We start from the raw sequence: 25,249 nt of genomic DNA, 5'->3' as shown, positions 1-25,249 counted from the left end.
CATGACCACCATCGAGACTCCGACCGACCAGCAGGTCACCAACTTCCGCTTGCAGCAGGCCGCCGGGCACATCGGCGCGCATGTGCAGGGCGTCGACCTGACCCAGCCGGTCTCCGCCATCGATTCCGCCGCGCTCGTCGATGCATTACACCGCCACAAGGTGCTGTTCTTCCGTGACCAGGAGATCGGCCACGCCGAACACATCGCCTTCGCCCGGACCTTCGGCCCTGTGACGGCGTCGCACCCCTACGACGATGACGCGCCCACGGAGTTCCCGGAGATCCTGAAGGTCGACAATAGGGACTACGAAAGGAAGTTCGGGGTGAAGGCAGCGAGTTACACCAACGAGTGGCACACCGATGTGACCGCCCTGCTGAACCCGCCCGCAGTGACCATCCTGCGCGCCGACACCGCCCCCACGCGTGGTGGTGACACCAGTTGGACAAACCTGGCCGCGGCCTACGCGGGTCTGCCGGAGTCGCTGCGCACGCTGGTCGACGGCCTGCGAGCCGAGCATCGCTTCGGAGGGCGGAACCCGATCTTCGCTGCCGACAGCTCCTACGGGCAGAAGGTGCAACGAACGCCGCTGATCACCGAGCATCCCGTCGTCCGCGTCCACCCGGTGACGGGTGAGCGGCTGCTGTTCGTCACGCCGGGCTTCACCCATCGCATCGTCGGGTACTCACGCAAGCAGAGCGACGCTCTGCTCGATCTGCTCTTCGACGAGGTCACCAATCCCGCGTACACCGTCCGATTCCGTTGGCGTGACGGCAGTGTCGCGGTCTGGGACAACCGCGCCACCGCTCACCTGGCGCCGAGCGACATCAATCACCTGGACGTCCACCGAACGCTCTACCGGACCACGGTCCAAGGCGATGTACCCGTCGGTGTCGATGGCGCGGTGTCGCGATCGATCTCCGGCGAACAGTTCACGGGGTCATGAGCAACACCGCACCGGCCAGGGGTCGGCATCGATCGAGGCTGGTCGGATTCGTGGTCGTGTTGATCACGGCTATCGCGGTCGTGCTCGCCGGGTGTTCGTCGGGCAGCGCGGTGACCGAAGACGGCAAGGTGGTCCTCCGATACCAGGGGACACCGTCGCAGGTTCGCTGGTACGAACTGGCCAGTGCGCTGGGCTACTTCGAGAAATTGTCGCTGAAATGGGTTGGAGACACCACCAGTGGTCCCCAGGACATTCAGTCGGTGGCAACGGGTGAGATCGAGATCGGTGGTGCGTTCAACGGATCGGTCGCCAAACTCCAGCAGGCCGGAGCCCCCATCGAGTCGGTCGTCTCGGATGTCGGATCGGACGGCAAGACGTTCAACGGATACTACTCGTTGGAGGGCAGCGGGATCGTCACCGCCCGCGATCTGATCGGCAAGAAGGTCGGCATCAACACGCTCGGCGCTTATCACGAGTTCGCGATCAATGAGTGGCTGCATCGTCAGGGTCTGACGGACAAGGAGATCGAGTCGGTTCAGCTCACCGTCGTCCCGCCGCTCAACACCGAACAGGCCCTGCGCTCCAAGCAGATCGACGTCGGAAACCTGGGAACCATCTTCAAGGACGTCGCACTGAAGTCGGGGAATTTGCACGAGATCTTCCGCGACACCGACCTGATCGGGGCCCTATCGATCTCCACCACGGTGCTCCGGCGGGACTTCATCGAGAAGAACCAGGACGCGGTCCGGGACTTTGTGCAGGGTTATGCGCGGGCGATCCGCTGGGCACAGTTGCACACACGCGAAGAAGTGGTCGACAAGTTCGTCCAGATCATCGACAAGCGTGGACGAAACGAGAACACGAACTTCGTCAAGCAGTGGAAGAGTGCCGGCGTCCCCACACCGGGCGGCGTCATCGACAAGAAGGAGTTCCAGGTCTGGATCGACGAAGCCGAACGACTCGGCGAGCTGAAACCAGGCGTCGACGCGAGCACGCTGTTCACCAATGAGTACAACCCCTACTCGAATGGCACCTACGCCCCCGACGCCGACGAGAACGGCAGAGGTGGCACCAAGGCCGGCGCCTGACGTCCGATCAGATCTCGACATGCGTTCCCACTCGGGCGAATCCGGGCGGGAACGCATGGCTCACCGGTTCCGCTCGTGTCACCGGCTTCGCCACCGTCAGCGGAGCGACCGGTTCGTTAGTCAGCGGGTGGCCAGCCAGATGGCCAGGCCGAGCCCGCCGATGCCGACTGCGATCCGCAGCGGCTCGGCGGGCAGTCGTCTGACGACCGGTGGTCCACACCAGCCGCCCGCCAGGCACCCGATCCCCATCGCGATCGCGGCCGACCACTCGACCGGACCGGTCGCGATGAACACCACAGCGGCGATCAGGTTCGCGACACCGAGGAACGCCGACTTCTGCAGTGCCGCCCGCCACAGCGGCTGGGTCGAGACCACCATCGCCAACGCCAGGAAGAAGATCCCGGCGCCGGCGCCGAAGTAGCCGCCGTAGACGGCGATGACAAGAGTGCCGACGAACCAGATCCACGGGCGTTCACCATGACTGGTCGCCAGCCGCTGCAGCCACGGTTGGGCGAGCAGGGCCACCGCCGCCACCGCCACCAGCCACGGCACCACCGATGAAAAGGCCTCGTCAGGGGTGACCAGCAGCAGCACCGCACCGATCGTCCCGCCGATCGCAGCGGCGACGATCCCGCTGTAGAACGGCCGGCGGTCGCCGTCGAGGAGTACCCGTCCGGATTGCGCGAAGCTGCCCGCGCCCACCGGCACCAGGGCGATGGTGTTGGTGACATTCGCGGCAATCGGCCCCAGTCCCACCGCCAAGAGAGCCGGATAGCTGATCAGCGACGCCATCCCGGTGATGTAGCCGACCAGACCGGCACCGAAGCCGGCGACGACCAACAGGACGAGGTCGGCGACGCTCACCGGAGTCGGATGGGGTCAGTGCGCGAAATGCCGTGCTCCCGTGAGGTATAGCGTGACACCGGCTTCGGCGGCCACCTCGATGACCTCGTTGTCGCGGATCGATCCGCCGGGTTGCGCCACTGCGGTGACGCCCGCGGCGATCAGGACCTGCAGACCGTCGGGGAAGGGGAAGAAGGCATCCGATGCCCCGACACTGCCCGCGGCACGATCACCCGCACGCTGGACGGCGAGATGCGCCGAATCGACCCGGTTGACCTGCCCCATGCCGACACCGACCGAGGCGCCGTCGTGGGCGAGGAGGATCGCGTTCGACTTGACCGAACGGCAAGCACGCCAGGCGAACTGGAGGTCGGCCAGCGTCGCCGGCTCGGCGGGCGCACCGGCGGCCAGGGTCCAGTTGGCCGGATTGTCACCGCCGGCGTCGAGGACGTCCCGCTGCTGAAGGAGGATGCCGCCGGAGATCGGCTTGGTCTCCACACCCACCCGTTGGGGCGGGGTCGCGGTGAGCACGCGGATGTTCTTCTTGCGGGTCAGGACGGAGAGTGCGCCGTCGGCGAACCCGGGCGCGATGATGACCTCGGTGAAGATCTCGGCGACCTGCTCGGCCATCTCCACGGTGATCTCGCGGTTCGCGGCGATCACACCGCCGTAGGCGCTGACCGGATCGCAGGCATGCGCCTTGCGGTGGGCTTCGGCGATGTCGGTGCCGATGGCGATGCCGCACGGGTTGGCGTGCTTGATGATCGCCACCGCAGGGGCGTCGAAGTCGTGCGCGCTACGCCAGGCGGCATCGGCATCGGTGTAGTTGTTGAAGCTCATCTCCTTGCCGTGCAACTGCTCGGCAGAGGCCAGCCCGGCCGACGAGGCGGAGCTGACGTAGAGGGCAGCGGCCTGGTGCGGGTTCTCCCCGTAGCGCAGCACGGAATCACGGTTCCACGTGGTACCGAGCCAATCCGGGAAGATCTCCGAGTCGGGCGACGGGGCGACCACATTCGACATCCAGGACGCGACGGCGACGTCGTAGTCCGCGGTGTGCCGGAATGCCTTGGCGGCCAATCGGCGACGTTCGGTCAGCGTGTAACCGCCCGCACCGACCGCCTCGATGACCTCGGCGTAGTCGGAGGGATCGACGACGACCGCGACACTGGGATGGTTCTTGGCTGCGCCACGCACCATCGACGGTCCACCGATGTCGATCTGTTCGACGCACTCGTCCGGCGACGCGCCGGACGCGACCGTCTCGGTGAACGGGTACAGGTTCACGATCACAAGGTCGAAGGCGTCGATGCCGAGTTCGGCGAGCTGATCGACATGCCCCTGTTTGCGGCGGTCGGCGAGGATGCCGGCATGCACACGCGGGTGCAGGGTCTTCACGCGACCGTCCAGGCATTCGGGGAACCCGGTCAGCGAGGACACCTCGACGACCGGCGAACCGGCATCGGCGATGGTCTTGGCGGTGGACCCGGTGGACACGATCTCGATGCCGGCTGCGTGCAGGGCGGTTGCGAGATTCGCCAGCCCGGTCTTGTCGTAGACGCTGACCAACGCCCGCCGGATGGGCGAACGGTCGTCGGAGGGGCTGTGTGCGTTCACGGGATGTGGGCCTTTCGTCCGTCGATCACTACACCTCGGGTGACCAGTGCGGCCACCACCTCGGCGAGCGCGATGCGCTCCACCGCTTTGATCCGTTCATGCAGCGTGGCCTCGGTGTCCCCCGCTTCCACCGTCACCGGGACCTGCGCCAGGATCGGTCCGGTGTCCACCCCGTCGTCGACGAGGTGGACGGTCGCACCGGTCACCTTCACCCCGTGGGCGAGCGCATCGGCCACGCCGTGCGCGCCCGGGAAGGACGGCAGCAGTGCGGGATGCGAGTTCACGATGCGTCCTCCGAAGCGTCCGAGGAAGGCGGGACCGAGGATCTTCATGAATCCGGCGGTGACGATCCACTGCGGATCGTGTTCGGCGACGCCGTCCGTCAGCGCGGCGTCCCACGCCGCCCGATCCGGATGGTCACCCAGCCGCCGTTCGACCACCGGCACCTCGCGCTCACGTGCGAGCTCCGCGGCCCGACACTCCCGATCGACCGCGATCGCGACGATCGTGAACGGGGCGTCGGTGCGATCCGCGTAGGCGACCAGCGATTCCAGCAGTGATCCGGTGCCCGACGCCAGGACCGCGACGGGTACGCGGGCACCCGCGACGGTCGAGTTCGGCGGGGCTGCGTGCACACGCCAAGAGTAGTGGTCGCCTCGCGGCCACCCCGCACCCGGCTCCCGTGGTCGGGCCGCCCGATGCACGCGTCCGGTGACAGGTCAGTTGCCGCCGGTCGTGCGGAGTCGACGCATGCGGTCGGCGACCACGTCGTCGAAGTCGGTGGCGAAATCGCCGTCGAGATCGTCGTCCGGGGTGACCATCCGACGGGCCCGTCCACGGGTCTCGCCCCCGGATCGTCCGTTCCGGCGGGGTCCCGCCATCTGTGGACGGTCGTCCCGATCCGTCCCCGTAATCGGTGCGGAGCGGTCGTCGTACGCGGATGACCCGGCGTCGTCGTGGCCGTGACCGACCCGGCCCTCATCGCGGGCTACACCGTCGTCGTACGCGCCGTCGGCGTCGCCGTACCTGTCGTCGTCGTCGTGATCGGCACCGACGTAGTCGGCATCGTCGTGATCGGCACCGACGTAGTCGGCATCGTCGACGTCGGTGTGTTCGTATTGGGAATTGCCGTAATCGGCATCGTCGTAGTCAGCATCGTCGTAGTCGACACCGCCGTACTCGTACTCGTCGGACAGGTAGTCGTCGTCGTAGACGGCGTCGGACCCGACGATGTCGTCGAAGTCCGTCTCGTCGACCAGTTGCTGACGGCGGGCGCGGGTACCGGGCAGCGAAGCGTGCACCAGGGCGACGACCAGTCCGACCACCGCGATCCAACCAAGGGTGAAGACGCCGACGGCGGCGATGTTCACGCCAGCATCGCCCAGCTCGCCCACCTGTCCGCCCGCCATCAGCGAGGTGATCACGACGATCGACGCGGCGACGGCAGCGGCCACTCCGACCGTGCGCACCTGGGCGATCGGGTCCACGTCACGGGACCGCCACGCGACCAGCCCGGCCACGGCGATCGGGACCACGAAACCCAACGCGCCGAGCACTCCGATGTCCACGCCGGGCAACACCGCGAGCGACGGAACCGGCGGTACCGCACCGCCGCGAACTGCCATCAGATCGACAGTCGAGGCACCCACGTGGGCGTCGGCACCGACGAGAACTCCGGCCGCACCCACCACGAGATTGGGTAAGTACAGCACCGACAACACCGTCAGGCCGAGGTAGCCGTCGAAGTCGTTACCGGTGGCGATCAGCTCCCCGACCTGACGCCAGCCCTGCAGGAGTCGGATCAGCACGACGACCGCGCCGGCGGCGAAGAGCCCGACTGCGGCGATCACGCCGAGACGGAGTCCCCTACGGTCGGCCGGCGAGATGTCGAATCGTCGCACCAGCTGGTGGCGCTCGCGCCACAGCACCGCCCCGACCGCGGCAGCGCCGTGCAGACCGAGGGTGTAGGCGAAGGCCACCAGCGCATTCGGCGTCTGGACGGGCAAGACGGAACCACCGTCCATCACCACTGCGAGCGAGATGGCAGTCACCAGCAATGGTCCGCCGACGGCCGCCAGGACCACCGCGAGCGCCTCGGAAGCGGTGCGATCCCCGCCGTAGGCCGACCACACCGATCGCGCCGTCGCGACCACGAGCGTCAGCGTCGGCAGCAACGGCAGCGCACCGATGGTTACACCGCTGATGGAGACGGGAACCTGATGGATCGCCAACCAGAGGGCGCCGGTCGCGCCGGCCACACCGGACAACCCACCGCCGGCCAGCAGCAGCACCGCGAGGACCACCACCACGGACACGGCCAGGGTCAGTGCCGGCACCGCGAAGGCGACCACGACGAGTTCCCGTGCCGACCCCTCGGGCCGGTCGTCGCGCGCGCGAGCGACCCGGCGCACCTGTCGGAGACGCGCGGCGAGGTCGGCAGCACTGGGTGTGGGCATCGTTACCGAGAGTGGCACGCATCATCGCCCTCACCAGGACGACGCGCCGCACACGGCAGGAGAAAGCAACTCACGTCTCACGTCGATGCTGCTGTGGTGCACAGATCACCGACCGGGCTCCTCTCGACGAGGCCGGGCAGGCCGCGGTCGCAGAAGGGTCGCGGACGGCATCGAAGACCCCGGACACAACTCCGCCCCGCCGACGTCGCGTTCGGCGGGGCGGAGTGCCATCGTTCGTGCTCCCGATGGGGAGGTCGGTCAGTGCGCGCCCGGCGTCTGATCCCGCTTGGGGAAGATCGTCGTGGCGTTGTCCGATGCCGACGCACCCGACTCCGACGCACCGGCGACCTCACCGGCCTGAGCGCCCGGGATAGAACCCGACGAGAGCGAGGCACCCGACGAGTCACCGGCGCCCGACGACGGCGAGTACGCCGACGGCTGGGACTGCTGCGGCGACTGCGCGTACGCCGACGGGTCATAGGTCGGCTGCGCCGAGCCGTACGCCGACGCCTGCTCCTGCTGCCCGCCGAAGGCGGTGGTCGCCGGCGCGCTGCCGTAGGCCGAAGCCTGTGCGTCGCCACCGTAGGCGGCCTGAGAGCTGCCGTAGCCGGCCGCCTGGGCGTCGCCGTATGCCGAGGCCTGGCCGCCCGCCTGGGCGGTGCCGTAGTCGACGGCCGGTGCCTGCGTGGCGGCGGCCTGCTCGCCGGTGGTGGCGGTGACCGCAGCGGGCGTGCCGCTCGCCGCGACGCCGACCTTCTCGAGGACGACGAGCAGCCAGAAGATGGCGAGACCGGCGATGATCAGACCCAGCACGAGCTGGATGTAGTCGACGGCCCCGGTCGTCTCCACCAGGTATTCGTTGGTCGAGCTTCTGATGAGCCGGTAGACCAGACTGACCGCATTCGCGGCGGCAATAGCTGTGACGACGGGGACGACCGCCTTCTGCGGCACGGTGCTCACCAGGGTCAGCAGCGACAGGATGGCGATGATCAGACCGGCTTCGAGGTAGGAACCGTAGCTCCAGAAACCGAGCAGGACATTGAGGAGAGCGGCTGCCGCGGTCGCGATCGCGAGGATCTGCCCGATGTTCGCCGGGAGTCCCTGACCGCCGGTCGGCTGCGAGTAGCCATAGGCCTGCTGCCCGTATCCGGGCTGCGCATAGCCCTGCTGGCCATACTGACCGTAGGCCTGCTGCTGGTCATAGCCCTGCTGGCCATAACCTGCCTGCTGACCGTACTGACCGTAGGCCTGCTGCTGGTCATAGCCCTGCTGACCGTAGCCGGCCTGCTGACCGTAGCCCGCCTGCCCAGCGGCAGCCTGACCGTAGTTCTGCTGGTCGTAGCCCTGCTGGCCGTACTGACCGTAGTTCTGCTGGCCGGTGTCGTGGCCGCCTGCCTGCGGGTAACCGGCGTACTGGCCTTGACCCTGCTGCGTCGCGTCCGGCTGCTGGCCGTAGCCGGAGCTTCCCGGTTGGTAACTCATTCCCATCTCCTGATCAGATCGGCACTCCGTTCGGCCCGTCCGCTGCACGCTGGGCGCGCGTCGGACCGTTCCCCCGTGGGTGCTCGCACGGGACTCGCCCCCACGCTAGTACACGTCCCGATCTGGTCGAGGTCCGTCAGCTCGGACCTTGTGGACGGATGTCGGTCGATCGGACGACCATCACGGGTCACCGGGTCACCAGCGGTGCTCGGCCCCCCGAGCTGCGAACCAGTCGATGAGCGACGGGTCGTCGATCGCACGCGGGTCCACGTTCACCTCGGTGCGACCGGCCAGCACTGCGGTGACCGGCACCTCCAACTTCTTGCCGGTCCGGGTGTGTGGAATCCCGGGTGCCTCGATCACCTCGTCCGGGACGTGCCGTGGCGACAGTCGGGTGCGAACGGTGGTCGCGATACGGGCGATGAGCTCGTCGTCGAGGGTTGCCCCCGGGATCAGCGTGACGAAAAGCGGCATCCAATACGCACCGTCCGGACCGTCGACACCGACCACGAATGCCTCGGCGACCTCGTCGACGGTCTCGACCACCTCGTAGATGTCGGCCGACCCCATACGGATGCCGTGCCGGTTGAGCGTTGCGTCGCTGCGACCGTGGATGACCAGCGAGCCGCGATCGGTGACCGTGACCCAGTCGCCGTGACGCCACACCGGCGTCGGCGGAGGTGTCTCCCACACGTGCTCGAAGTACGCGGACCGGTAGCGGGCACCGTCGGGATCGTCCCAGAACGACACCGGCATCGACGGCATCGGTGTGGTGATGACCATCTCTCCGAGCTCGCCGACCAGCGGCGTGCGATCAGGACCCCAACTCTCCAGCGCGACGCCCAGATATCGCACGGTCAGCTCACCGGACACCACCGGCTCGCCGACCGAGCCGCCGGCGAACGCGGTGACGACGTCGGTGCCGCCGCTGATCGACGAGATGGGCAAGTCCGCCGACACGTTGTCGTCGACCCAGGTGAACAGGTCGGCGGCCAGCGTCGAGCCGGTGCTCCCGAGTGTGCGCAGCGCCGACAGGTCGTGATCTCGGCCGGGGTGCAGCCCGGCCTTGCGCGACGCCTGGAGTTGTCCGGGACTCGTGCCGAAGTAGGTGACACCCTCGGACTCGACGATCTGCCAGAGGCGATCGGCGTCGGGGTACAGCGGCGACCCGCTGTAACAGACGATGCGCGAACCGCAGAGAAGTCCGGCCACCTGGTAGTTCCACATCATCCAGCTCAGCGCGGTCTGCCAGAAGAAGACGTCGTCGGGGCCGAGGTCGCTGTGGAGTCCGGCTGCCTTGAGATGTTCCAGCAGGACACCGCCGTGTCCGTGCACGATGCCCTTCGGGCGACCCGTGGTGCCGGAACTGAAGAGCACCCAGAGCGGGTGCTCGAAGGCCACCGGGACTGGTATGGGCTGCGTCGACGGCGAGGACAGGGCATCGCCGTAAGAGATGACGCGTGGACCGTCGGACACCTGGCCGGGGACGGCGGCAGACTCGGAAGCCGGGTTCCCGACCACGATCCGGGCAGCCAGCCCGGGCAGCAGCGAGGCGAGTTCGGCGCTGTCGGCCGACTTGTCGATCGACTTGCCGTTGTAGCGGTATCCGTCGGCGGTGAACAGGACGGTCGGCGCCAGTTGGGCGAGTCGGCCGGCGGCGCCCGCAGGCGCGTAGTCCTGGCCGCAGCCGGACCAGATCGCGCCGAGGGTGGCGGTGGCCAGAAAGGCGACAACCGCTTCCGGGATGTCGGGCAGATACGCCGCGACGACATCTCCCTCACCGACTCCCAGATCGGCGAGAGTTCCGGCCAGCGAGGCGATCTGACCGGGCAGCTCGGCCCACGAGACGGTCATGCGGGTGCCGTCCTCGTCGATGCCGACGACGGCCGCGTCGGTGCGGCCGACTGCTTGGGCCAGCACCTGATCGACATAGTTGAGCCGGACGCCGGGGAACCATCGGGCGCCGGGCATGGCGGCGTCGGTGAGCACATCCGTGTCTGCCGAGCCGACGTCGCCGACCGCTCGCTCGCCGATACGGTAGTGCTCCCACACCGCACGCCAGAACGCTGCCGGATGGTCCACCGACCATTGCCACAGGTCGGCGTAGCCCCCGATCGCACCGACTTCCGGTCGGGCGGCGACCCGTGCCGCGAAGTCACCGAGCTGCGTGTGCGTGTCGCCCTCGGCCGTCGGGCCGCCGACGGCGCTCATGACGAAGAGCCCTCCAGGCCGACCGCGTCTCCGGCCACGGCTCGTGCGAGGACGGCCTCGGCCTGTCGCAGGACGGGACCGTCGATCATCTGGTTGTCGATGCTGAACACGCCCGGGTTCTCCGCGGCGCCGTCCAGAACGCGCCGCGCCCAGTCGATCTCGTCATCCGACGGCCGATAGCCGAGTCGGATGGTCTCGACCTGGGACGGGTGGATGCAGGCGGTGGCCAGGTAGCCGATGGCCACGGCGTCGCGCACCTCCTGCGCGAGACCGTCGTGATCGCGGTAATCGAGGTGTACCGCGTCGATGGCGAACTTCTGATACGCCGCAGCAGCCAGTCGGACCACGGCGCGGACGTGACGGGCGACGTCGCGGTAGCTGCCCTCGCGGTACTCTCCCGGCCCGAACCGGCTCGACTTGCCGCCGAGCCCGGCGACGAGATCCTCTGCACCCCACATCAGTCCGATGCAGTTGACGGCCTCGGCGATCTCGTTGACGCGGACGGCACCGAGCGGGGTCTCGACGAGCGCGATGGTCTGCAGACCGGTGTCGATGACCGACTGGCCCGACTCGGCCTTGGCCTGGAGCACCACCCGGTAGTTCGTCTCGGCGAGGGCCGTCAGGTCGCGCCGGTAGTCGCCGGTGCCGGCCGGGTTGATCCGGACGATGGTGCGACTCGGATCGAGGGGGTTGGCCACGAGTGCCTCGCGCGCGGCGATCCGGTTGTCGGGTGCCACCGCGTCCTCGAGGTCCAGGATCACCACGTCGGCACGGTCGGCCGCCTTCTGGTAGCGCTCCGGCCGGTCGGCGGGGCAGAAGAGCATCGCGGGCCCCGGTGGAATCCAGGCATTGGCCAGCGTCATGGGGGAAGACTCCCTTCTCGGTTCCATCGATCCCATCAGATCTTTCTCCGCGATCAGGGGGTTTTCTTCACCAGGGTCGCCCTGGCGGCGCGCGCGACCACCTCACCGTGCTGGTTCCGGCCGATGTGCAGCAGGTTGACCACTCCTTCTCCCGGCCGGGACCGAGATTCGCGCTTGCCGGTGCACTCGGTCTCCGCGTAGAGCGTGTCGCCGGCGAACAGCGGTGCGGGAAAGGCCACCTCACTGAAGCCGAGGTTGGCCACGAGTGTGCCCTGGGTCAGCTGCGACACCGACAACCCGACGATGGTCGAGAGTGTGAACATCGAATTGATCAGTCGCTGACCACCGAACCCGGGCTGCTCGGCCGACCACGCCGCATCGAGATGCAGGGCCTGGGTGTTCATCGTCAGCGTCGTGAACAGCACGTTGTCGGCTTCGGTGACGGTCCGCCCCGGGCGATGGTCGTACACCGTTCCCGTCTCGAACTCCTCGAAGAAGAGGCCGCGCTGCACGACTCGACGGGACTCGCCCGCCCCCGCGTCGGCCGGACTCACCGGAAACCCAGTTCCCGCGCGATGAGCATGAGCTGCACCTCGGTGGTGCCCTCGCCGATCTCCAGGATCTTGGAGTCGCGGTAGTGCCGCGCGACCGGATACTCGTTCATGAACCCGTAGCCGCCGTGGATCTGGGTCGCCATCCGAGCGTTGTCCATCGCCGCCTCGCTGGAGACCATCTTCGCGATGGCGGCCTCCTTCTTGAACGGCTTACCCGCCAACATCTTCGCCGCGGCGTCGTAATAGGCGGTCCGCGCGGTGTGCGCGCGGGCCTCCATACGGGCGATGGCGAAGGAGATCGATTGGTACTCGCCGATCGCGCGCCCGAACGACTGCCGCTCCCGCGCGTACTTCACACTCTCGTCGACGCAGCCCTGCGCGACCCCGGTCGCCAGGGCCGCGATCGCTATCCGGCCCTCGTCGAGGATCGACAGGAAGTTGGCGTATCCGCGTCCACGCTCGCCGAGCAGGTTCTCCCGCGGTACGCGCACGTCGGTGAAGCTCAAGGGGTGTGTGTCCGAGGCGTTCCACCCGACCTTGTTGTACGGCGGTTCCGCGACGAATCCGGGGGCGCCGGAGGGCACCACGATGGTGGAGATCTCCTTACGCCCGCCGTCCGCCGCGCCGGTGACAGCGGTCACCGTGACCAGGGAGGTGATGTCGGTGCCGGAATTGGTGATGAACTGCTTGGCGCCGTTGATCACCCAGTCCTCGCCGTCCTCCCGCGCAGTGGTTGCGGTCGCCCCCGCGTCCGAGCCCGCGCCGGGCTCGGTCAGACCGAATCCGGCCAGCGCCGAACCCGACACCAGATCGGGCAACCAGCGCTGCTTCTGCTCCTCGGTCCCGAAACGGAAGATCGGCATCGCACCGAGACCCACACCCGCCTCCAGGGTGATGGCGACCGACTGGTCGACCTTGCCCAGTTCCTCGAGTGCCAGGGCGAGGGCGAAGTAGTCGCCGCCCATCCCCCCGTACTCCTCGGGAAACGGCAGACCGAACAAGCCCATCTTTCCCATCTGGGAGACGACCTCGTACGGAAAGCTGTGCTCGGCATCGTGTTTCGCCGACACCGGGGCGACGACGGTCTGCGCGAAGTCGCGCACCGTGTGCACCAGGTCGGTGTACTCCTGGGTCAGCTCCATCATCGATCCCCTTCAGCTGCGCCGGTGGTGCCGGACTCCTCGGCCGGCCGGATGTGTGCCAGGACCTGCCCGGCCCCGACCTTGTCCCCGACCGCGACCTGCACCTCTGCGGTGCCGTCGAACGGTGCGGTCAGGGCGTGTTCCATCTTCATCGCCTCCACGACCACCACCGCGGTCCCCGCGGTCAGCGGATCGCCGGAGGCGGCCGACACCGCGACAACCGTGCCGGGCATCGGGCTGACGATGTCGCCCGCGTGTTCGTCCTCGGCTCCCTCGACGAGCGCGTGCGCCTGCTCGAAGACCCAGGTGCCCTGCGGCCCGGCGATCCACCAGCGCCCGTCGCTGCGAGCAGCGGTCCAGTGCTCACCGACACCGTCGACGACCGACGTCACCGATGCGGAGGTCGCGTCGTCGCGCCGGAGGGCGACCACGGCCCGCCATTCCCGCTGCCCGGTGTCGGCGTCGGCGCCGTCCCGGGTGACGGTGACGTCGGCGGTCACCTCGGCCCGGGCATCAACGGTCCCATCCGTCCCGGGTTGCACGACCGCCGACACGGCGACGTGGCCGTCCGGGTGCGCCAGCCGGGTGACGATCGGCGCGCGGTCCCCCACCCGCCATCCCACGGCCGACCCCCAGAGATCGTCAGCCGGTTCCAGACGGAGCAGCGCCGCCAGCGCATAGGCGGCCGGAACCGGCTGCGGTGCAACATAGTCGACAACCAGGCGGTCGAGCAGTTCGGTGTCGAGGTCCGCGTCCGTGACCTCGGGTCGGGCGAGCACGAATCGACAGAAGTCGATGTTGGTGGTGACGCCGAGGACACGGGTGTCGGCGAGTGCACGGTCGAGCCGATCGATCGCCTCCGCGCGGTCGGCGCCATGGGCGATCACCTTGGCGAGCATCGGGTCGTAGTCGGAACCGACCACGAGACCGTCGAGCATGGCCGAGTCGACCCGGACACCGCCGCGTCCTTCAGCGGGCTCGGCCAGCGCGACGATGGTCCCGCCGGTGGGTAGGAAGCCGTTGGCCGGATCCTCGGCGTAGACCCGCGCCTCGACGGCGTGCCCGGTCATCGTGACGTCCGTCTGCGCGATACCGAGCACCTCACCCCTGGCCACCCGGATCTGTTGCTCCACCAGGTCGACTCCGGTGACGAGTTCGGTGACCGGATGCTCGACCTGCAGTCGGGTGTTCATCTCCATGAAGAAGAACTCGTCCGGACGATGCGCCGAGACGATGAACTCGACGGTCCCGGCGCCGGTGTAGCCGACACTTCGGGCCGCGTCGCACGCGGCGGTACCGATCCGATGTCGGGTCTCCGGGTCCAGCAGCGCAGACGGGGCCTCTTCGATCACCTTCTGGTGTCGACGCTGGAGTGAGCACTCACGCTCACCCAGATGGATGACGTTGCCGTGCTCGTCCGCGAGGACCTGGACCTCGATGTGCCGGGGGGTGTCGACGAAGTGCTCGAGGAACAGCGTGTCGTCGCCGAAGGCCGAGGCCGCCTCGCGTCGGGCCCGCTGGAGGGCGGCCGCGAGGTCGGCGGGGTCGGCGACGCGGTGCATGCCCTTGCCGCCACCACCCGCACTCGGCTTGATCAGCACCGGGAACCCGATCTCGGGTGCGGCAGCGACGAGGTCGGTGTCGGTCAGTCCTGGCCGGGAGAGACCGGGTACCACCGGGACGTCCCGCTCGCCGACGGCGGCTCGCGCGGTGATCTTGTCACCCATCGTGGCGATGGCCGATGCGGGCGGACCGATGAACACGATGCCCGCTTCGGCGAGAGCGGCGGCGAACTTCTGGTTCTCGGAGAGGAATCCGTAGCCGGGATGAACTGCATCGGCACCGGTACGGCGGGCCGCGTCGACCACCGCGGCGATGTCGAGGTAGCTGAGTGTCGCGGCGGCCGGCCCGATGCGTACGGCGACATCTGCCGCACGCACGTGGCGCGCGTCGCGGTCGGCATCGGAGTACACGGCGATGCTGCGGATGCCCATCCGCCGCAGGGTGGTGATCACTCGTACGGCGATCTCTCCCCGGTTGGCTACCAGGACACTGCGGATGATGCGCGTGCGGGACTCTCGCGTTCTGTTGTCGGTCATCTCATCTCACATCCGGAAGACGCCGTAGCCGGCATCGGCGAGCGGTGCGTGACGGCAGGCTTGGAGGGCCAGCCCCAGCACGGTGCGGGTGTCGGCGGGATCGATGATGCCGTCGTCCCACAGCCGTGCCGTCGAGTAGTAGGCGTCGGACTGTCGGTCGAACTGGTCACGGATCGGGGCTTTGAATCCCTCTTCATCCTCGACCGACCACTCGTCACCGGATCGCTCGATCTGGTTGCGCCGCACGGTCGCGAGGGTGTCGGCGGCCTGCGGTCCGCCCATCACCGAGATGCGGGCATTCGGCCAGCTCCAGAGGAATCGTGGGGAGTAGGCACGCCCACACATCGAGTAGTTGCCCGCGCCGAACGAGCCACCGATCATGACCGTCAGCTTGGGCACGCGGGCGCAGGCGACGGCGTTGACCATCTTGGCCCCGTTCTTCGCAATACCGCCCTCTTCGTAACTGCGGCCGACCATGAAGCCGGTGATGTTCTGCAGGAACACCAGCGGAATCCGACGCTGGTCACAGAGTTCGATGAAATGCGCTCCCTTGAGAGCGGATTCACTGAACAGCACACCGTTGTTGGCCACGATGCCGACCGGGTGGCCGTGGACGTGCGCGAACGCGGTCACCAGGGTGGTGCCGTAGTTCTCCTTGAACTCGGTGTACTCACCTGCGTCGACGACGGTCTCGATGACCCGACGCACGTCGTAGGGGGTGCGGGAGTCCGTGGGGACCAGGTCGTAGATGTCGGTCTGCGGCCGGGCCGCAGGTCGCGTGGCGACCGTCTCCCACTGGGCTGGTTCCCGCGGCCCCAGCGTCGCGACGATCTCGCGAACCTTGGCCAGCGCCTGCTCGTCGTTGTCGACGAGATGGTCGGTGACACCGGACACCGATGAATGCATGCTGCCGCCGCCGAGTTCTTCGGCCGTGACGTCCTCACCGGTCGCAGCCTTCACCAGCGGGGGGCCGGCCAGGAAGATGGTGCCCTGGTTGCGGACGATCACGGTCTCGTCGCTCATCGCGGGCACGTAGGCGCCGCCGGCCGTCGACGAGCCGAGCACCGCGGAGATCTGCGGGATTCCGGCGGCACTCATGTTCGCCTGGTTGAAGAAGATCCGACCGAAGTGGTCACGGTCGGGGAAGACCTCGTCCTGCTGCAGCAACATGGCGCCGCCGGAGTCGACCAGATAGATGCACGGCAGGCGGTTGGCCGCCGCGATCTCCTGGGCTCGCAGGTGCTTCTTGACCGTGATCGGGTAGTACGTGCCGCCCGACACGGTCGCATCGTTGGCCACGACCATGCACTCGCGTCCGGCCACCCGCCCGATACCGGCGATGACCCCGGCGGCGGGAGCGCGCCCCTCGTACATCTCCCAGGCCGCGAGCGGGGCGACCTCGACGAACGGTGACCCGACGTCGAGCAGACCGTCGACACGATCCCGCGGTAGCAGTTTCCCGCGCGACAGGTGCCGGTCCCTCGCCTTCTGACCACCGCCCTGCGCCACCGCGGCGAGGCGCTCACGCAGGGTAGCGACATTGCGGAGGTGGGCTTCGCGGAACCCGCCCGGAGGAGAAGCGGGGTCGGCGACCGCGACCGACGTCGGTGTGCTCGTCACCATCGACCTTTCAGTTAGTGGCGATTAACTCAAATGGCACAGTACGCGACGAGGCGACGCCCTGTCACGTTCTCTCCGATTGTCCCAGTCCAACGTGACGTGGCTCACCAAATCTCCTACTCTGTGGGTACGCCCACCACCCCCGGGCGACCACAACCGATGTCCGCGGTGCCCTACCAACGGCGCCACCGGCAGCACATACGAAGGCCAAGGTGACCCCATGACCCTCGCTGACGATCGCGCGTACCGCGCCGACCATCACCGACGAACGCAGCAGCGCGCCGGCTCAGCCCCCGACGACGCCACCACCCGCATGAGCGCGGGTTTCTCGCTCGACGACCGGTACACCCGGGAGAGCGGCACCATCTATCTGACCGGAATCCAGGCACTGGTGCGCATGGTCCGTGACCGCGCAGTCCTCGATCGCCGGAACGACCTGCGCACCGCCTCCTTCATCTCCGGCTACGAGGGTTCCCCCCTCGCCGGTTACGACCTCGAGATCGCCCGGCGGAAGACCTACCTCGAGTCGCTCGACATCGTGCACCGTCCGGCACTGAACGAGGAGATCGGCGCGACTTCGGTGATGGGCTCGCAGGTAGCGGCTCAGGTGACCGACCTGGCCCCGGGTCTCGACGGGCAGTCCCGCGACGGCGTGGTCGGCTACTGGTACGGCAAGGCCCCCGGCCTCGACCGTGCGACCGACGCCCTGCGTCACGCCAACATCATCGGCACACATCCGCGCGGCGGCGCGGTCGCGCTGGTCGGCGACGACCCGGGTGCGAAGAGCTCGACGGTCCCGTGCGCCTCGGAGATGGCACTCGCCGACCTGTACATGCCGATCCTCTACCCCGCCGACTCCCAGGACATCCTCGATCTCGGCATCCACGCGGCGATGATGAGCCGTGTCAGCGGCCTGTGGACCTCGATGAAGATCTCCGCGCACGTCGCCGACGGCGCATCCACCGCAGTGGTGGACCCGGATCGGATCGTTCCGGTCCACGAGCCGATGGGAGTGAGCCCTCACGTACCCAGTGGCCGACTCCTCGGTGCGCACCTCATGGAACTCGAGCAGAACCAGCTCACCATCCGGATGCCCCGGGCGACCGAGTACGCCCGTCTCAACGGTCTGAACCGGATCGTGGTCAGCAGCCCCGACGATCGCATCGGCATCGTCGCAGCCGGAAAGACCTACCTCGACCTGCGCGAAGCACTGCGGCTGATGGGGATCACCGACGCCGACCTCACCCGGCTCGGCATCCGGATCCTCAAGTTGGGCATGGTCTACCCGATCGAACGGGAGATCCTGCACCGCTTCATCGGCGACACCGCGTCCGGCGGGCTCGAGGAGGTCATCGTCGTCGAGGAGAAGCGCGACTTCATCGAGACGATGATGCGCGACATACTCTTCCGCCACCCCGGTGCGCCCCGGATTGTGGGCAAGTCGAACGAGGACGGATCGACGCTCTTCTCCCGCTTCGGCGAACTCGACGTCGACGCCGTCACCCGCGGTCTGGCACAGCGACTCGCACGCCATCACCGCGTCGACGCCGCACTAGCCTGGCTGGACACCAAGGCGCGCAGGCGGACCCGTATCGAACTCCCCCTGGCGGTACGGACCCCGTACTTCTGCTCGGGCTGTCCGCACAACAGCTCGACGCACGTGGCACCCGACACCCTCGTCGGCGCCGGGATCGGTTGCCACGCAATGGTGTTGCTGATGGACGAGCGACAGGTCGGCGACATCGCCGGCGTCACCCAGATGGGCGGCGAGGGTGCGCAGTGGTTGGGTATGGCCCCGTTCGTGTCGGCCGACCACTTCGTGCAGAACGTCGGCGACGGGACGTTCATGCACTCCGCGTCGCTGGCCCTGCGGGCAGCCGTCGCATCGGGCGAGAACATCACCTACAAGCTGCTCTACAACGGCACCGTGGCGATGACCGGCGGACAGGATCCGGTGGGCGCCATGGACCTCGGACGGCTCACCGCACTGCTGAGCGCCGAGGGTGTCGCCCGGATCGTGGTGACCTCCGAGGACCCCGCACGGAGTCGGGGGATGGACCTCGCCGCCGGCGTCGAGGTCCGCCCGCGTGACGATCTGATGGCGGTCCAGCAGGAACTCGCCGCGATCCCCGGTGTCACCGTGCTCATCCACGATCAACACTGCGCCGCCGAGAAGCGCCGGAAACGCAAGCGCGGCACCGAATCTTTTCCCGCGCAGCGGGTGATGATCAACGAGCGCATCTGCGAAGGGTGCGGCGACTGCGGCCAGAAGTCCAACTGTCTGTCGGTTCATCCGGTACCGACCGAGTTCGGCCGCAAGACACGGATCGACCAGAGCTCGTGCAATCTCGACTTCTCCTGCCTGGATGGCGACTGCCCCTCGTTCGTGACGGTCACGCCGACCACGACGCGCCGGCGCGCAACGGCTCCCGATCTGGACGCGACGGAACTGGCACATCCGTCCCCGAGTGACCGGGAATCGTTCACGGTGCGGGTCACCGGGATCGGCGGAACCGGTGTGGTCACCGTCTCGCAGGTGCTCGCCACGGCCGCGGTCCTCGACGGCAAGGCGGCCCGCACGGTCGACATGACCGGTCTGGCGCAGAAGGGCGGCGCGGTCGTCAGCGATCTCAAGGTCACCACCGGGGTGGTCGAGCAGGCAGCCAAGGTCGCCTCCGACGACTGCGACCTCTATCTGGCGTGTGATCCGCTGGTCGCAACCGATCCGGCAAATCTCCGGGTGACCGCACCCGAGCGCACGACCGCAGTCGTCTCGACCACCGAGATCCCCACCGGCGCGATGGTCATCGACACCTCGGTCCGGTTCCCGGCCGCCGGCGCAGTGCATTCGGCGATCGACGCACGGGTCGCCCGGGCCGTCTACCTGGATCCCGGCGCACTGTCGACAGAGCTGTTCGGCGACGAGCAGTACGCCAACATGCTGATGGTCGGTGCGGCGTATCAAACCGGTGCGCTCCCGATCTCGGGCGAGTCGATCGAGCATGCGATCGAGATGAACGGGGTCGCGGTGGCCCGCAACCTCCAGGCATTCCGACGCGGCCGACAGGCAGTGGTCGCGCCGCACGCGGTGGTCGACACGGTTGCGGCCCTCCGGCCGCGACCCGCGACCACCGAGCCCAGCTCCGTGGCACTGGCTGCCGTCGGCGCTGTGGACGGCCTCGATGCCGATGTCGCCGCGCTGATCACCCGGCGATTCGACGAACTGACCTCCTACGCCGACGAACGATATGCGCGTGCATATCTCGATCTGGTCGAGCGAGTCCACGTGTCCGCGACAGCTGAGCTCACCGAGGCGGTGGCGCGCAACCTGTTCAAGCTCATGGCCTACAAGGACGAGTACGAGGTCGCCCGTCTCACCGCCGATCCCGACTTCGCCGCCGAGATCGCCGAGGAGTTCGGTGACGATGCCAAAGTCGCCGTCCGGCTACATCCGCCGACGCTGCGCGCAATGGGCATGCGACACAAGATGTCACTCGGGTCGTGGGCGACTCCTGGCCTGCGCGGTCTGGCGAAGATGAAGCGCCTCCGGGGCACCCCTCTCGACCCGTTCGGCCGCAACGAGGTCCGACGTACCGAACGCGCATTGATCGTGGAGTACCGAGAGGTCGTCGAACGCCTGCTGTCGGCGATCGGCGACAACGGCCTCGAGGGGCAGATGTCCGAGGCGGTCGCCGTCGCCGAGTTGCCGGACATGGTCCGGGGCTACGAGGACATCAAACTCGCCAACGTCGCGGCGTATCGAGCCGAAGTGACCCGACGGATGGCTGCTCTGAGCGTCTAGCTCTCACCTCTCCACCGGTCGGCGTCCGAGGTCCGCGACCCCGGACCTCGAACGCTGACCGTCCGAGCATCACTCGGGCCAGCGAGAATGACGTTCTCATTTCAGGGTAGTGTTAGTTGCACCACGTTGAAATTTGCTTCACACTGGGCGCAGCGCCGGCCCGCAATCGACCGCGACCGGTGTCCCAGAACCACGCAAGTGCCAGTCCGCGAGAGGCCAGACCTGTGACGAGCAGTACGACGAGCGACGTGCGGTACGACCCCTACGACGTCAAGCTCAACGCCGACCCGTATCCGATGTTCAAGTTGATCCGCGACGAAGCTCCGCTCTACCGCAACGAAGAGCACGACTTCTACGCTCTGAGCCGCTACGACGATGTCAACGCCGCACTCAGCGATTGGGATCTCTTCTCGTCCAGCCGAGGCGCGATCCTCGAGCTGATCAAGGCGAACATCGACATCCCGCCGGGTGTGCTCATCTTCGAGGATCCACCCATCCATGACATCCACCGCAAACTGCTCTCGCGGATGTTCACCCCGCGCAAGATCTTCGGCCTCGAACCCCAGATCCGCGAGTTCTGCGCCGCCAGCCTCGACCCACTCGTCGGCACCGGCAACTTCGACTTCGTCAAGGACCTCGGTGCGCAGATGCCGATGAAGGTGATCGGCATGCTCCTCGGCATCCCGGAGGAGGACCAGGAGGCCATCCGCGACTTCGCCAACGATCAGATGCGCACGGAAGAGGGCAAACCGATGCGTGCGGCCGAGGAGGGGATGGCCACCGGCGACATCTTCGGCGCATACATCGACTGGCGCGCCGAGCATCCGTCCGACGACATCATGACCGAACTCCTGAACGTCGAATTCGAGGACGAGACCGGCACGGTACGCAAACTCGCACGCGACGAGCTGCTGACCTACGTCAACGTCGTCTCCGGCGCGGGCAACGAGACCACCACCCGTCTGATCGGCTGGGCGGGCAAGGTTCTCGCCGAGAATCCGGATCAGCGACGCGAGCTCGTGGAGAACCCGAAGCTGGTGCCGAACGCGGTCGAGGAACTGCTGCGATTCGAGCCTCCCGCGCCGCATGTCGCGCGTTACGTGACGCGCGACGTGGAGCTGCACGGCCAGACGGTGCCCGCCGGCAGCGTGATGATGATGCTGATCGGCGCGGCCAACCGGGACGAGCGTCAGTTCGCACCGGACGGAGATGTCTTCGACATCCATCGGAACACCAAGCAGCACCTCACGTTCAGTGTCGGCACCCACTACTGCCTGGGGTCGGCGCTGGCTCGACTCGAAGGCCGGATCGCCCTCGAGGAGATCCTCAAGCGCTTCCCCGAATGGGAGGTCGATCTCTCGCAGGCGTCGCTGTCGCCGACCTCCACGGTGCGCGGCTGGGACACCTTGCCCGCCACGTTCTGACAGTTCGCGTCGACGGCGTCGGCGCTCACACCACCGATGGACATCATCAGGAGGAGTACTCATGACCGGAAGAGTCGAGGGCAAGGTCGCCTTCATCACCGGCGCCGGCCGGGGCCAAGGACGGGCACACGCGGTCCGGCTCGCATCCGAGGGCGCCGACATCATCGCCGTCGACGTCTGCGAACCGATCGAAGGTGTCCCGTTCGATCTGGCCAGCGAAGAGGACCTCGCCGAGACGGCCGATCTCGTGAAGGCGCACGACCGCCGGGTCGTCACCGCGAAGGTCGACGTCCGCGATCTCGATGGACTGGGCAAGGCCGTGCAGACCGGTGTCGAACAGTTCGGCCGACTCGACATCGTCGCGGCGAACGCGGGTATCGCCACGGGTGGCACGTCGTTGGAGGACATGGACGTCACCACCTGGCAGGACATGATCGACGTCAACATGACCGGCGTGTGGCACACCGCGAAAGTCGCGATCCCCCACATCGTGGCAGGCGGTCGAGGCGGATCGATCGTGCTCACCAGTTCGGTGGGCGGCATCAAGTCGTACCCGTTCTGCGGTCACTACGTCACTGCGAAGCACGGGGTGGTCGGGATCATGAAGACACTCGCGATCGAGTTGGCGCAGCACAAGATCCGCGTCAACAGTGTCCACCCGACGCAGGTCAACACCGCGATGATCATGAACGAGGCCACCTACGGGATGTTCCGCCCCGACCTCGAGAACCCTGGTCCGGACGATTTCGCACCGATCTCGCAGATGATGAACACCCTGCCGGTCCCGTGGGTCGAGCCCGAGGACATCAGCAACGCGGTGCTCTTCCTCGCCTCCGAGGAATCGCGCTACATCACCGGCGTGCAGCTGCCGGTCGATGCGGGCGCCTGTCTCAAGTAGGGGAACGAACCTGCCGATGCGGCGCGTCATGCAGGAACAGACGCGCCGCATCGGTGTCCCGGTCACCCGGGACGACCCGATCAGCCCTGGGAGCCTGCAATGAAGATCGATGTGAACTACGGGATCTGCGAGAGCAACGGACTCTGCGTGTTCGCGGCCCCCGACGTCTTCGACCTCGACGACGACGACAACCTGCACGTCCTCCGCGAGACGGTGACCCCTGACATCGAGGGCGAGGTTCTCGAAGCGGTCCGCCAATGCCCGCGGCGGGCGATCTCGGTGGACGACTGACGAACTGGGCAGGCCAGGCCTCGTGGCTCTCTCCTGCCCTTCTCGACCGGCGAAGAACCGACGACCCGAAGCGGTCGGCGATCGTCCCCGGTGAAGGCCGAGGACGTTCCCGCGCGACACCGGTGGACGCATTCGGGCCGCTCGCAAACGCATTCCGCCCTGCGATCACGGTGATCGCAGGGCGTTCGGTCGTCCGAATCAGTCCGACGTCACTCTCCGGCCGCAGCCTGTGCTCGTCCGACCTCGTCGCGCGCATGCTGCGCGGCCACATAGGAGAAGACCACCGACGGTCCGATGGTGGCGCCGGCCCCGAGGTACTTGCGTCCCATCACCGACGCGGTGCAGTTGCCTGCGGCGTATAGCCCGGCGATCGGCCGACCGTCTTCGGTGAGGACTCGTCCGAACTCGTCGGACAGCACGCCACCATTGGTGCCGATGTCCCCTGGATACATCGGGACGGCGTAGAAGGGTGGCTTCTCGACCGAGCCGAGACAGGCATTCGGGGTATGCGTCGGATCACCCTGATATCGCTCGTGATCCCCTTCGCCGCGGTGGAAGTCGACGTCGACGCCGGTCGCGGCGAAACCGTTGAACCGGGCCACGGTGGCGGCCAGGGCGTCGGCATCGATGCCACACTGGCGCGCCAGCTCGGAGAGGCTGTCGGCCTTCTTCATCGCCCCGCTGGCGATCCACTCCTTGGGGGTCCGCCCAGGGGGTGCGAAACCGAACACGTAGTGCGAACGATGCCGGGAGTCGACGATCAGCCAGGACGGCAACGCGCCACCGACCTCTCGCTCGTGCCGGAACATCTGCTGTCCCGCTTCTTGATACGCGACGGCTTCGTTGAAGTACCGGTCACCGTGCGAATCCACCATGATCGAATGCGGCTTGCTGCGTTCGCTGATGCACATCGACGGCACACCGTCGGGCATGAGCCAGGACGGGAGCCACCACGCCTCGTCCATCATGTCGGTGGCCGCGCCGTACTTCATCGCGATCTGGATCGCCTCGCCCGTGTCGCCGGGGTTCGCGCTCGACCACGCCGAACGACCTGGCTGACCGGCACCGAATTCTGCCCGCATCTCCGAATTGTGGGCGAATCCACCTGCGGTCAACAGCACGCCGGCCCGAGCCCGGACCCGGGTCGTCACCCCCGCCCGGTTGACCACTGCACCGACGACCTCCTCGTCCTGGACGATCAGGTCGACCAGTGCAGCATCGTTCCACACCGGGATGCCGCGTTTCAGAACCGCTTTGAGCACGTATCCGATCAGCGCGGCGCCGTTGGTGACGTACTTCTTCCCTCGCAGGCGGCCCCACACGGTGCGCCCCATCACGCGACTCATCACCCCGAGCCCCTGGCGGGTACGAAGGTTGGACGCGTGTGCCGCCTCATAGGTGTACATCGTCATCGCACCGGCCACGGGCGGACGCAATCGTCCGGCCCACTCACCGAGCTCCCGGGTGTCGAAAGCGGCCGCCTCCACCGATCGTGAACGCGCCGATCCTCCGTCGATCCCGCGGGCACCGGAGTAGTAGTCGCTGTAGCCCTCACACCGGATGAACGGGACGCCTTCGTCCTGGAGGAACCCGAACATCCGGTTCCCGGCCTCGAGGTAGGTCCTGCGGCGTGCCGCGGAGGTCGCCGGGCTGACGTCGCCCGCGGGACCGGCCACCGAATCGAAGTACGCGACGGCGTCCTCCGGCGTGTCCGGCACCGACTCCGCCGCCATCAGCGGATTGTTGGGCAGCCAGATGACCCCACCGGACATGCCGGTCGAGCCGCCGATCTTGTCGGACTTCTCGACGACCAGCACGTCCAGACCGAGTGCCGCCGCGTGCAACGCGCCGACGAGTCCCCCGCCCGATCCGATCACCAGGAAGTCGGTGACGTGGTCCCATTCGCTCATCGCAGCACT

General features: G+C 67.7%; 18 protein-coding genes. 6 read left to right on the top strand and 12 right to left on the bottom strand.

Annotated elements, in window-relative coordinates:
* Nucleotide 1 precedes the first annotated feature (1 nt).
* Together GS4_RS21015 and GS4_RS21010 are read left to right on the top strand one after the other, a co-directional pair.
* Nucleotides 2–943: a TauD/TfdA dioxygenase family protein gene (locus tag GS4_RS21015; protein WP_007624370.1), complete on the top strand. Its 942-nt coding sequence runs from the start codon at nt 2–4 to the stop codon at nt 941–943.
* Nucleotides 940–2,031, top strand: a complete 1,092-nt coding sequence (locus GS4_RS21010; protein ID WP_007624368.1) for an ABC transporter substrate-binding protein — start codon at nt 940–942, stop codon at nt 2,029–2,031. The genes GS4_RS21015 and GS4_RS21010 overlap by 4 nt, the downstream gene beginning before the upstream one ends.
* Nucleotides 2,032–2,151: 120 nt before the next feature.
* Here GS4_RS21010 and GS4_RS21005 read toward each other — a convergent pair whose 3' ends face one another.
* From GS4_RS21005 to GS4_RS20950, 11 genes are all read right to left on the bottom strand, one after another.
* Nucleotides 2,152–2,895, bottom strand: a complete 744-nt coding sequence (locus GS4_RS21005; RefSeq protein WP_007624366.1) for a sulfite exporter TauE/SafE family protein — start codon at nt 2,893–2,895, stop codon at nt 2,152–2,154.
* Nucleotides 2,896–2,910: 15 nt separating this feature from the next.
* On the bottom strand, nt 2,911–4,488 hold the full coding sequence (gene purH, locus GS4_RS21000; RefSeq protein ID WP_007624364.1) for a bifunctional phosphoribosylaminoimidazolecarboxamide formyltransferase/IMP cyclohydrolase: 1,578 nt from the start codon (nt 4,486–4,488) through the stop codon (nt 2,911–2,913).
* On the bottom strand, nt 4,485–5,123 hold the full coding sequence (gene purN / locus GS4_RS20995; protein ID WP_007624362.1) for a phosphoribosylglycinamide formyltransferase: 639 nt from the start codon (nt 5,121–5,123) through the stop codon (nt 4,485–4,487). The genes purH and purN overlap by 4 nt, the downstream gene beginning before the upstream one ends.
* Before the next feature lie 84 nt (nt 5,124–5,207).
* Nucleotides 5,208–6,944 (bottom strand): cell division protein PerM, encoded by a 1,737-nt coding sequence (locus tag GS4_RS20990; RefSeq protein WP_040511326.1) that lies wholly within the window; start codon nt 6,942–6,944, stop codon nt 5,208–5,210.
* 258 nt (nt 6,945–7,202) lie between these two features.
* Nucleotides 7,203–8,426, bottom strand: a complete 1,224-nt coding sequence (locus GS4_RS24940) for a hypothetical protein (RefSeq protein WP_007624358.1) — start codon at nt 8,424–8,426, stop codon at nt 7,203–7,205.
* A 195-nt stretch (nt 8,427–8,621) separates the two neighbouring features.
* Nucleotides 8,622–10,637 carry an acetoacetate--CoA ligase gene (locus GS4_RS20975; RefSeq protein ID WP_007624356.1) on the bottom strand — a complete coding sequence of 672 codons (2,016 nt, stop codon included), beginning with the start codon at nt 10,635–10,637 and terminating at the stop codon, nt 8,622–8,624.
* On the bottom strand, nt 10,634–11,500 hold the full coding sequence (locus tag GS4_RS20970; RefSeq protein ID WP_007624355.1) for an HpcH/HpaI aldolase/citrate lyase family protein: 867 nt from the start codon (nt 11,498–11,500) through the stop codon (nt 10,634–10,636). Before GS4_RS20970 ends, GS4_RS20975 begins: the two co-directional genes overlap by 4 nt.
* Nucleotides 11,501–11,553: 53 nt before the next feature.
* Nucleotides 11,554–12,054: a MaoC family dehydratase gene (locus tag GS4_RS20965; RefSeq protein WP_007624352.1), complete on the bottom strand. Its 501-nt coding sequence runs from the start codon at nt 12,052–12,054 to the stop codon at nt 11,554–11,556.
* Nucleotides 12,051–13,196, bottom strand: a complete 1,146-nt coding sequence (locus GS4_RS20960) for an acyl-CoA dehydrogenase family protein (protein WP_007624350.1) — start codon at nt 13,194–13,196, stop codon at nt 12,051–12,053. The genes GS4_RS20965 and GS4_RS20960 overlap by 4 nt, the downstream gene beginning before the upstream one ends.
* Complete coding sequence (locus GS4_RS20955; RefSeq protein WP_007624348.1) at nt 13,196–15,295, bottom strand: acetyl/propionyl/methylcrotonyl-CoA carboxylase subunit alpha; 2,100 nt, start codon at nt 15,293–15,295, stop codon at nt 13,196–13,198. Before GS4_RS20955 ends, GS4_RS20960 begins: the two co-directional genes overlap by 1 nt.
* Before the next feature lie 6 nt (nt 15,296–15,301).
* The gene (locus GS4_RS20950) at nt 15,302–16,918 is read right to left on the bottom strand and encodes a carboxyl transferase domain-containing protein (RefSeq protein WP_007624346.1); all 1,617 of its coding nucleotides are present in this window, start codon (nt 16,916–16,918) and stop codon (nt 15,302–15,304) included.
* A gap of 217 nt (nt 16,919–17,135) precedes the next feature.
* Here GS4_RS20950 and GS4_RS20945 point away from each other — a divergent pair, with 217 nt between their 5' ends.
* The 4 genes from GS4_RS20945 (at nt 17,136) to GS4_RS20930 (ending at nt 23,330) form a co-directional block, all read left to right on the top strand.
* Entirely contained in the window at nt 17,136–20,717 is a 3,582-nt protein-coding gene (locus tag GS4_RS20945) for an indolepyruvate ferredoxin oxidoreductase family protein (RefSeq protein ID WP_007624344.1), read from the top strand.
* 296 nt (nt 20,718–21,013) lie between these two features.
* Nucleotides 21,014–22,141, top strand: a complete 1,128-nt coding sequence (locus GS4_RS20940) for a cytochrome P450 (protein WP_439644633.1) — start codon at nt 21,014–21,016, stop codon at nt 22,139–22,141.
* A gap of 61 nt (nt 22,142–22,202) precedes the next feature.
* Nucleotides 22,203–23,039, top strand: coding sequence for a mycofactocin-coupled SDR family oxidoreductase (locus GS4_RS20935; protein ID WP_007624340.1), 837 nt, complete (start codon nt 22,203–22,205; stop codon nt 23,037–23,039).
* A 99-nt stretch (nt 23,040–23,138) separates the two neighbouring features.
* On the top strand, nt 23,139–23,330 hold the full coding sequence (locus tag GS4_RS20930) for a ferredoxin (protein WP_007624338.1): 192 nt from the start codon (nt 23,139–23,141) through the stop codon (nt 23,328–23,330).
* Nucleotides 23,331–23,539: 209 nt separating this feature from the next.
* On the opposite strand, the gene GS4_RS20925 is transcribed toward GS4_RS20930, so the two are convergent.
* Nucleotides 23,540–25,240: an FAD-binding protein gene (locus GS4_RS20925; RefSeq protein WP_007624337.1), complete on the bottom strand. Its 1,701-nt coding sequence runs from the start codon at nt 25,238–25,240 to the stop codon at nt 23,540–23,542.
* Nucleotides 25,241–25,249 lie beyond the last annotated feature (9 nt).

The sequence above is a fragment of the Gordonia soli NBRC 108243 genome, from assembly GCF_000334455.1.
GTDB lineage: Bacteria > Actinomycetota > Actinomycetes > Mycobacteriales > Mycobacteriaceae > Gordonia > Gordonia soli.
Note: the sequence above shows the minus strand (reverse complement) of the source record. Positions and strands in the feature narration are given on the sequence as shown.

What these genes read in the sequence shown, in the direction of transcription:
- GS4_RS21015 (WP_007624370.1), top strand. Translation starts at nt 2, where the DNA reads ATGACCACCATCGAGACTCCGACCGACCAGCAGGTCACCAACTTCCGC.
- GS4_RS21010 (WP_007624368.1), top strand. Translation starts at nt 940, where the DNA reads ATGAGCAACACCGCACCGGCCAGGGGTCGGCATCGATCGAGGCTGGTC.
- GS4_RS20990 (WP_040511326.1), bottom strand. Translation starts at nt 6,944, where the DNA reads ATGCCCACACCCAGTGCTGCCGACCTCGCCGCGCGTCTCCGACAGGTG.
- GS4_RS24940 (WP_007624358.1), bottom strand. Translation starts at nt 8,426, where the DNA reads ATGAGTTACCAACCGGGAAGCTCCGGCTACGGCCAGCAGCCGGACGCG.
- GS4_RS20975 (WP_007624356.1), bottom strand. Translation starts at nt 10,637, where the DNA reads ATGAGCGCCGTCGGCGGCCCGACGGCCGAGGGCGACACGCACACGCAG.
- GS4_RS20970 (WP_007624355.1), bottom strand. Translation starts at nt 11,500, where the DNA reads ATGACGCTGGCCAATGCCTGGATTCCACCGGGGCCCGCGATGCTCTTC.
- GS4_RS20960 (WP_007624350.1), bottom strand. Translation starts at nt 13,196, where the DNA reads ATGGAGCTGACCCAGGAGTACACCGACCTGGTGCACACGGTGCGCGAC.
- GS4_RS20955 (WP_007624348.1), bottom strand. Translation starts at nt 15,295, where the DNA reads ATGACCGACAACAGAACGCGAGAGTCCCGCACGCGCATCATCCGCAGT.
- GS4_RS20950 (WP_007624346.1), bottom strand. Translation starts at nt 16,918, where the DNA reads ATGGTGACGAGCACACCGACGTCGGTCGCGGTCGCCGACCCCGCTTCT.
- GS4_RS20945 (WP_007624344.1), top strand. Translation starts at nt 17,136, where the DNA reads ATGACCCTCGCTGACGATCGCGCGTACCGCGCCGACCATCACCGACGA.
- GS4_RS20940 (WP_439644633.1), top strand. Translation starts at nt 21,014, where the DNA reads ATGTTCAAGTTGATCCGCGACGAAGCTCCGCTCTACCGCAACGAAGAG.
- GS4_RS20935 (WP_007624340.1), top strand. Translation starts at nt 22,203, where the DNA reads ATGACCGGAAGAGTCGAGGGCAAGGTCGCCTTCATCACCGGCGCCGGC.
- GS4_RS20930 (WP_007624338.1), top strand. Translation starts at nt 23,139, where the DNA reads ATGAAGATCGATGTGAACTACGGGATCTGCGAGAGCAACGGACTCTGC.
- GS4_RS20925 (WP_007624337.1), bottom strand. Translation starts at nt 25,240, where the DNA reads ATGAGCGAATGGGACCACGTCACCGACTTCCTGGTGATCGGATCGGGC.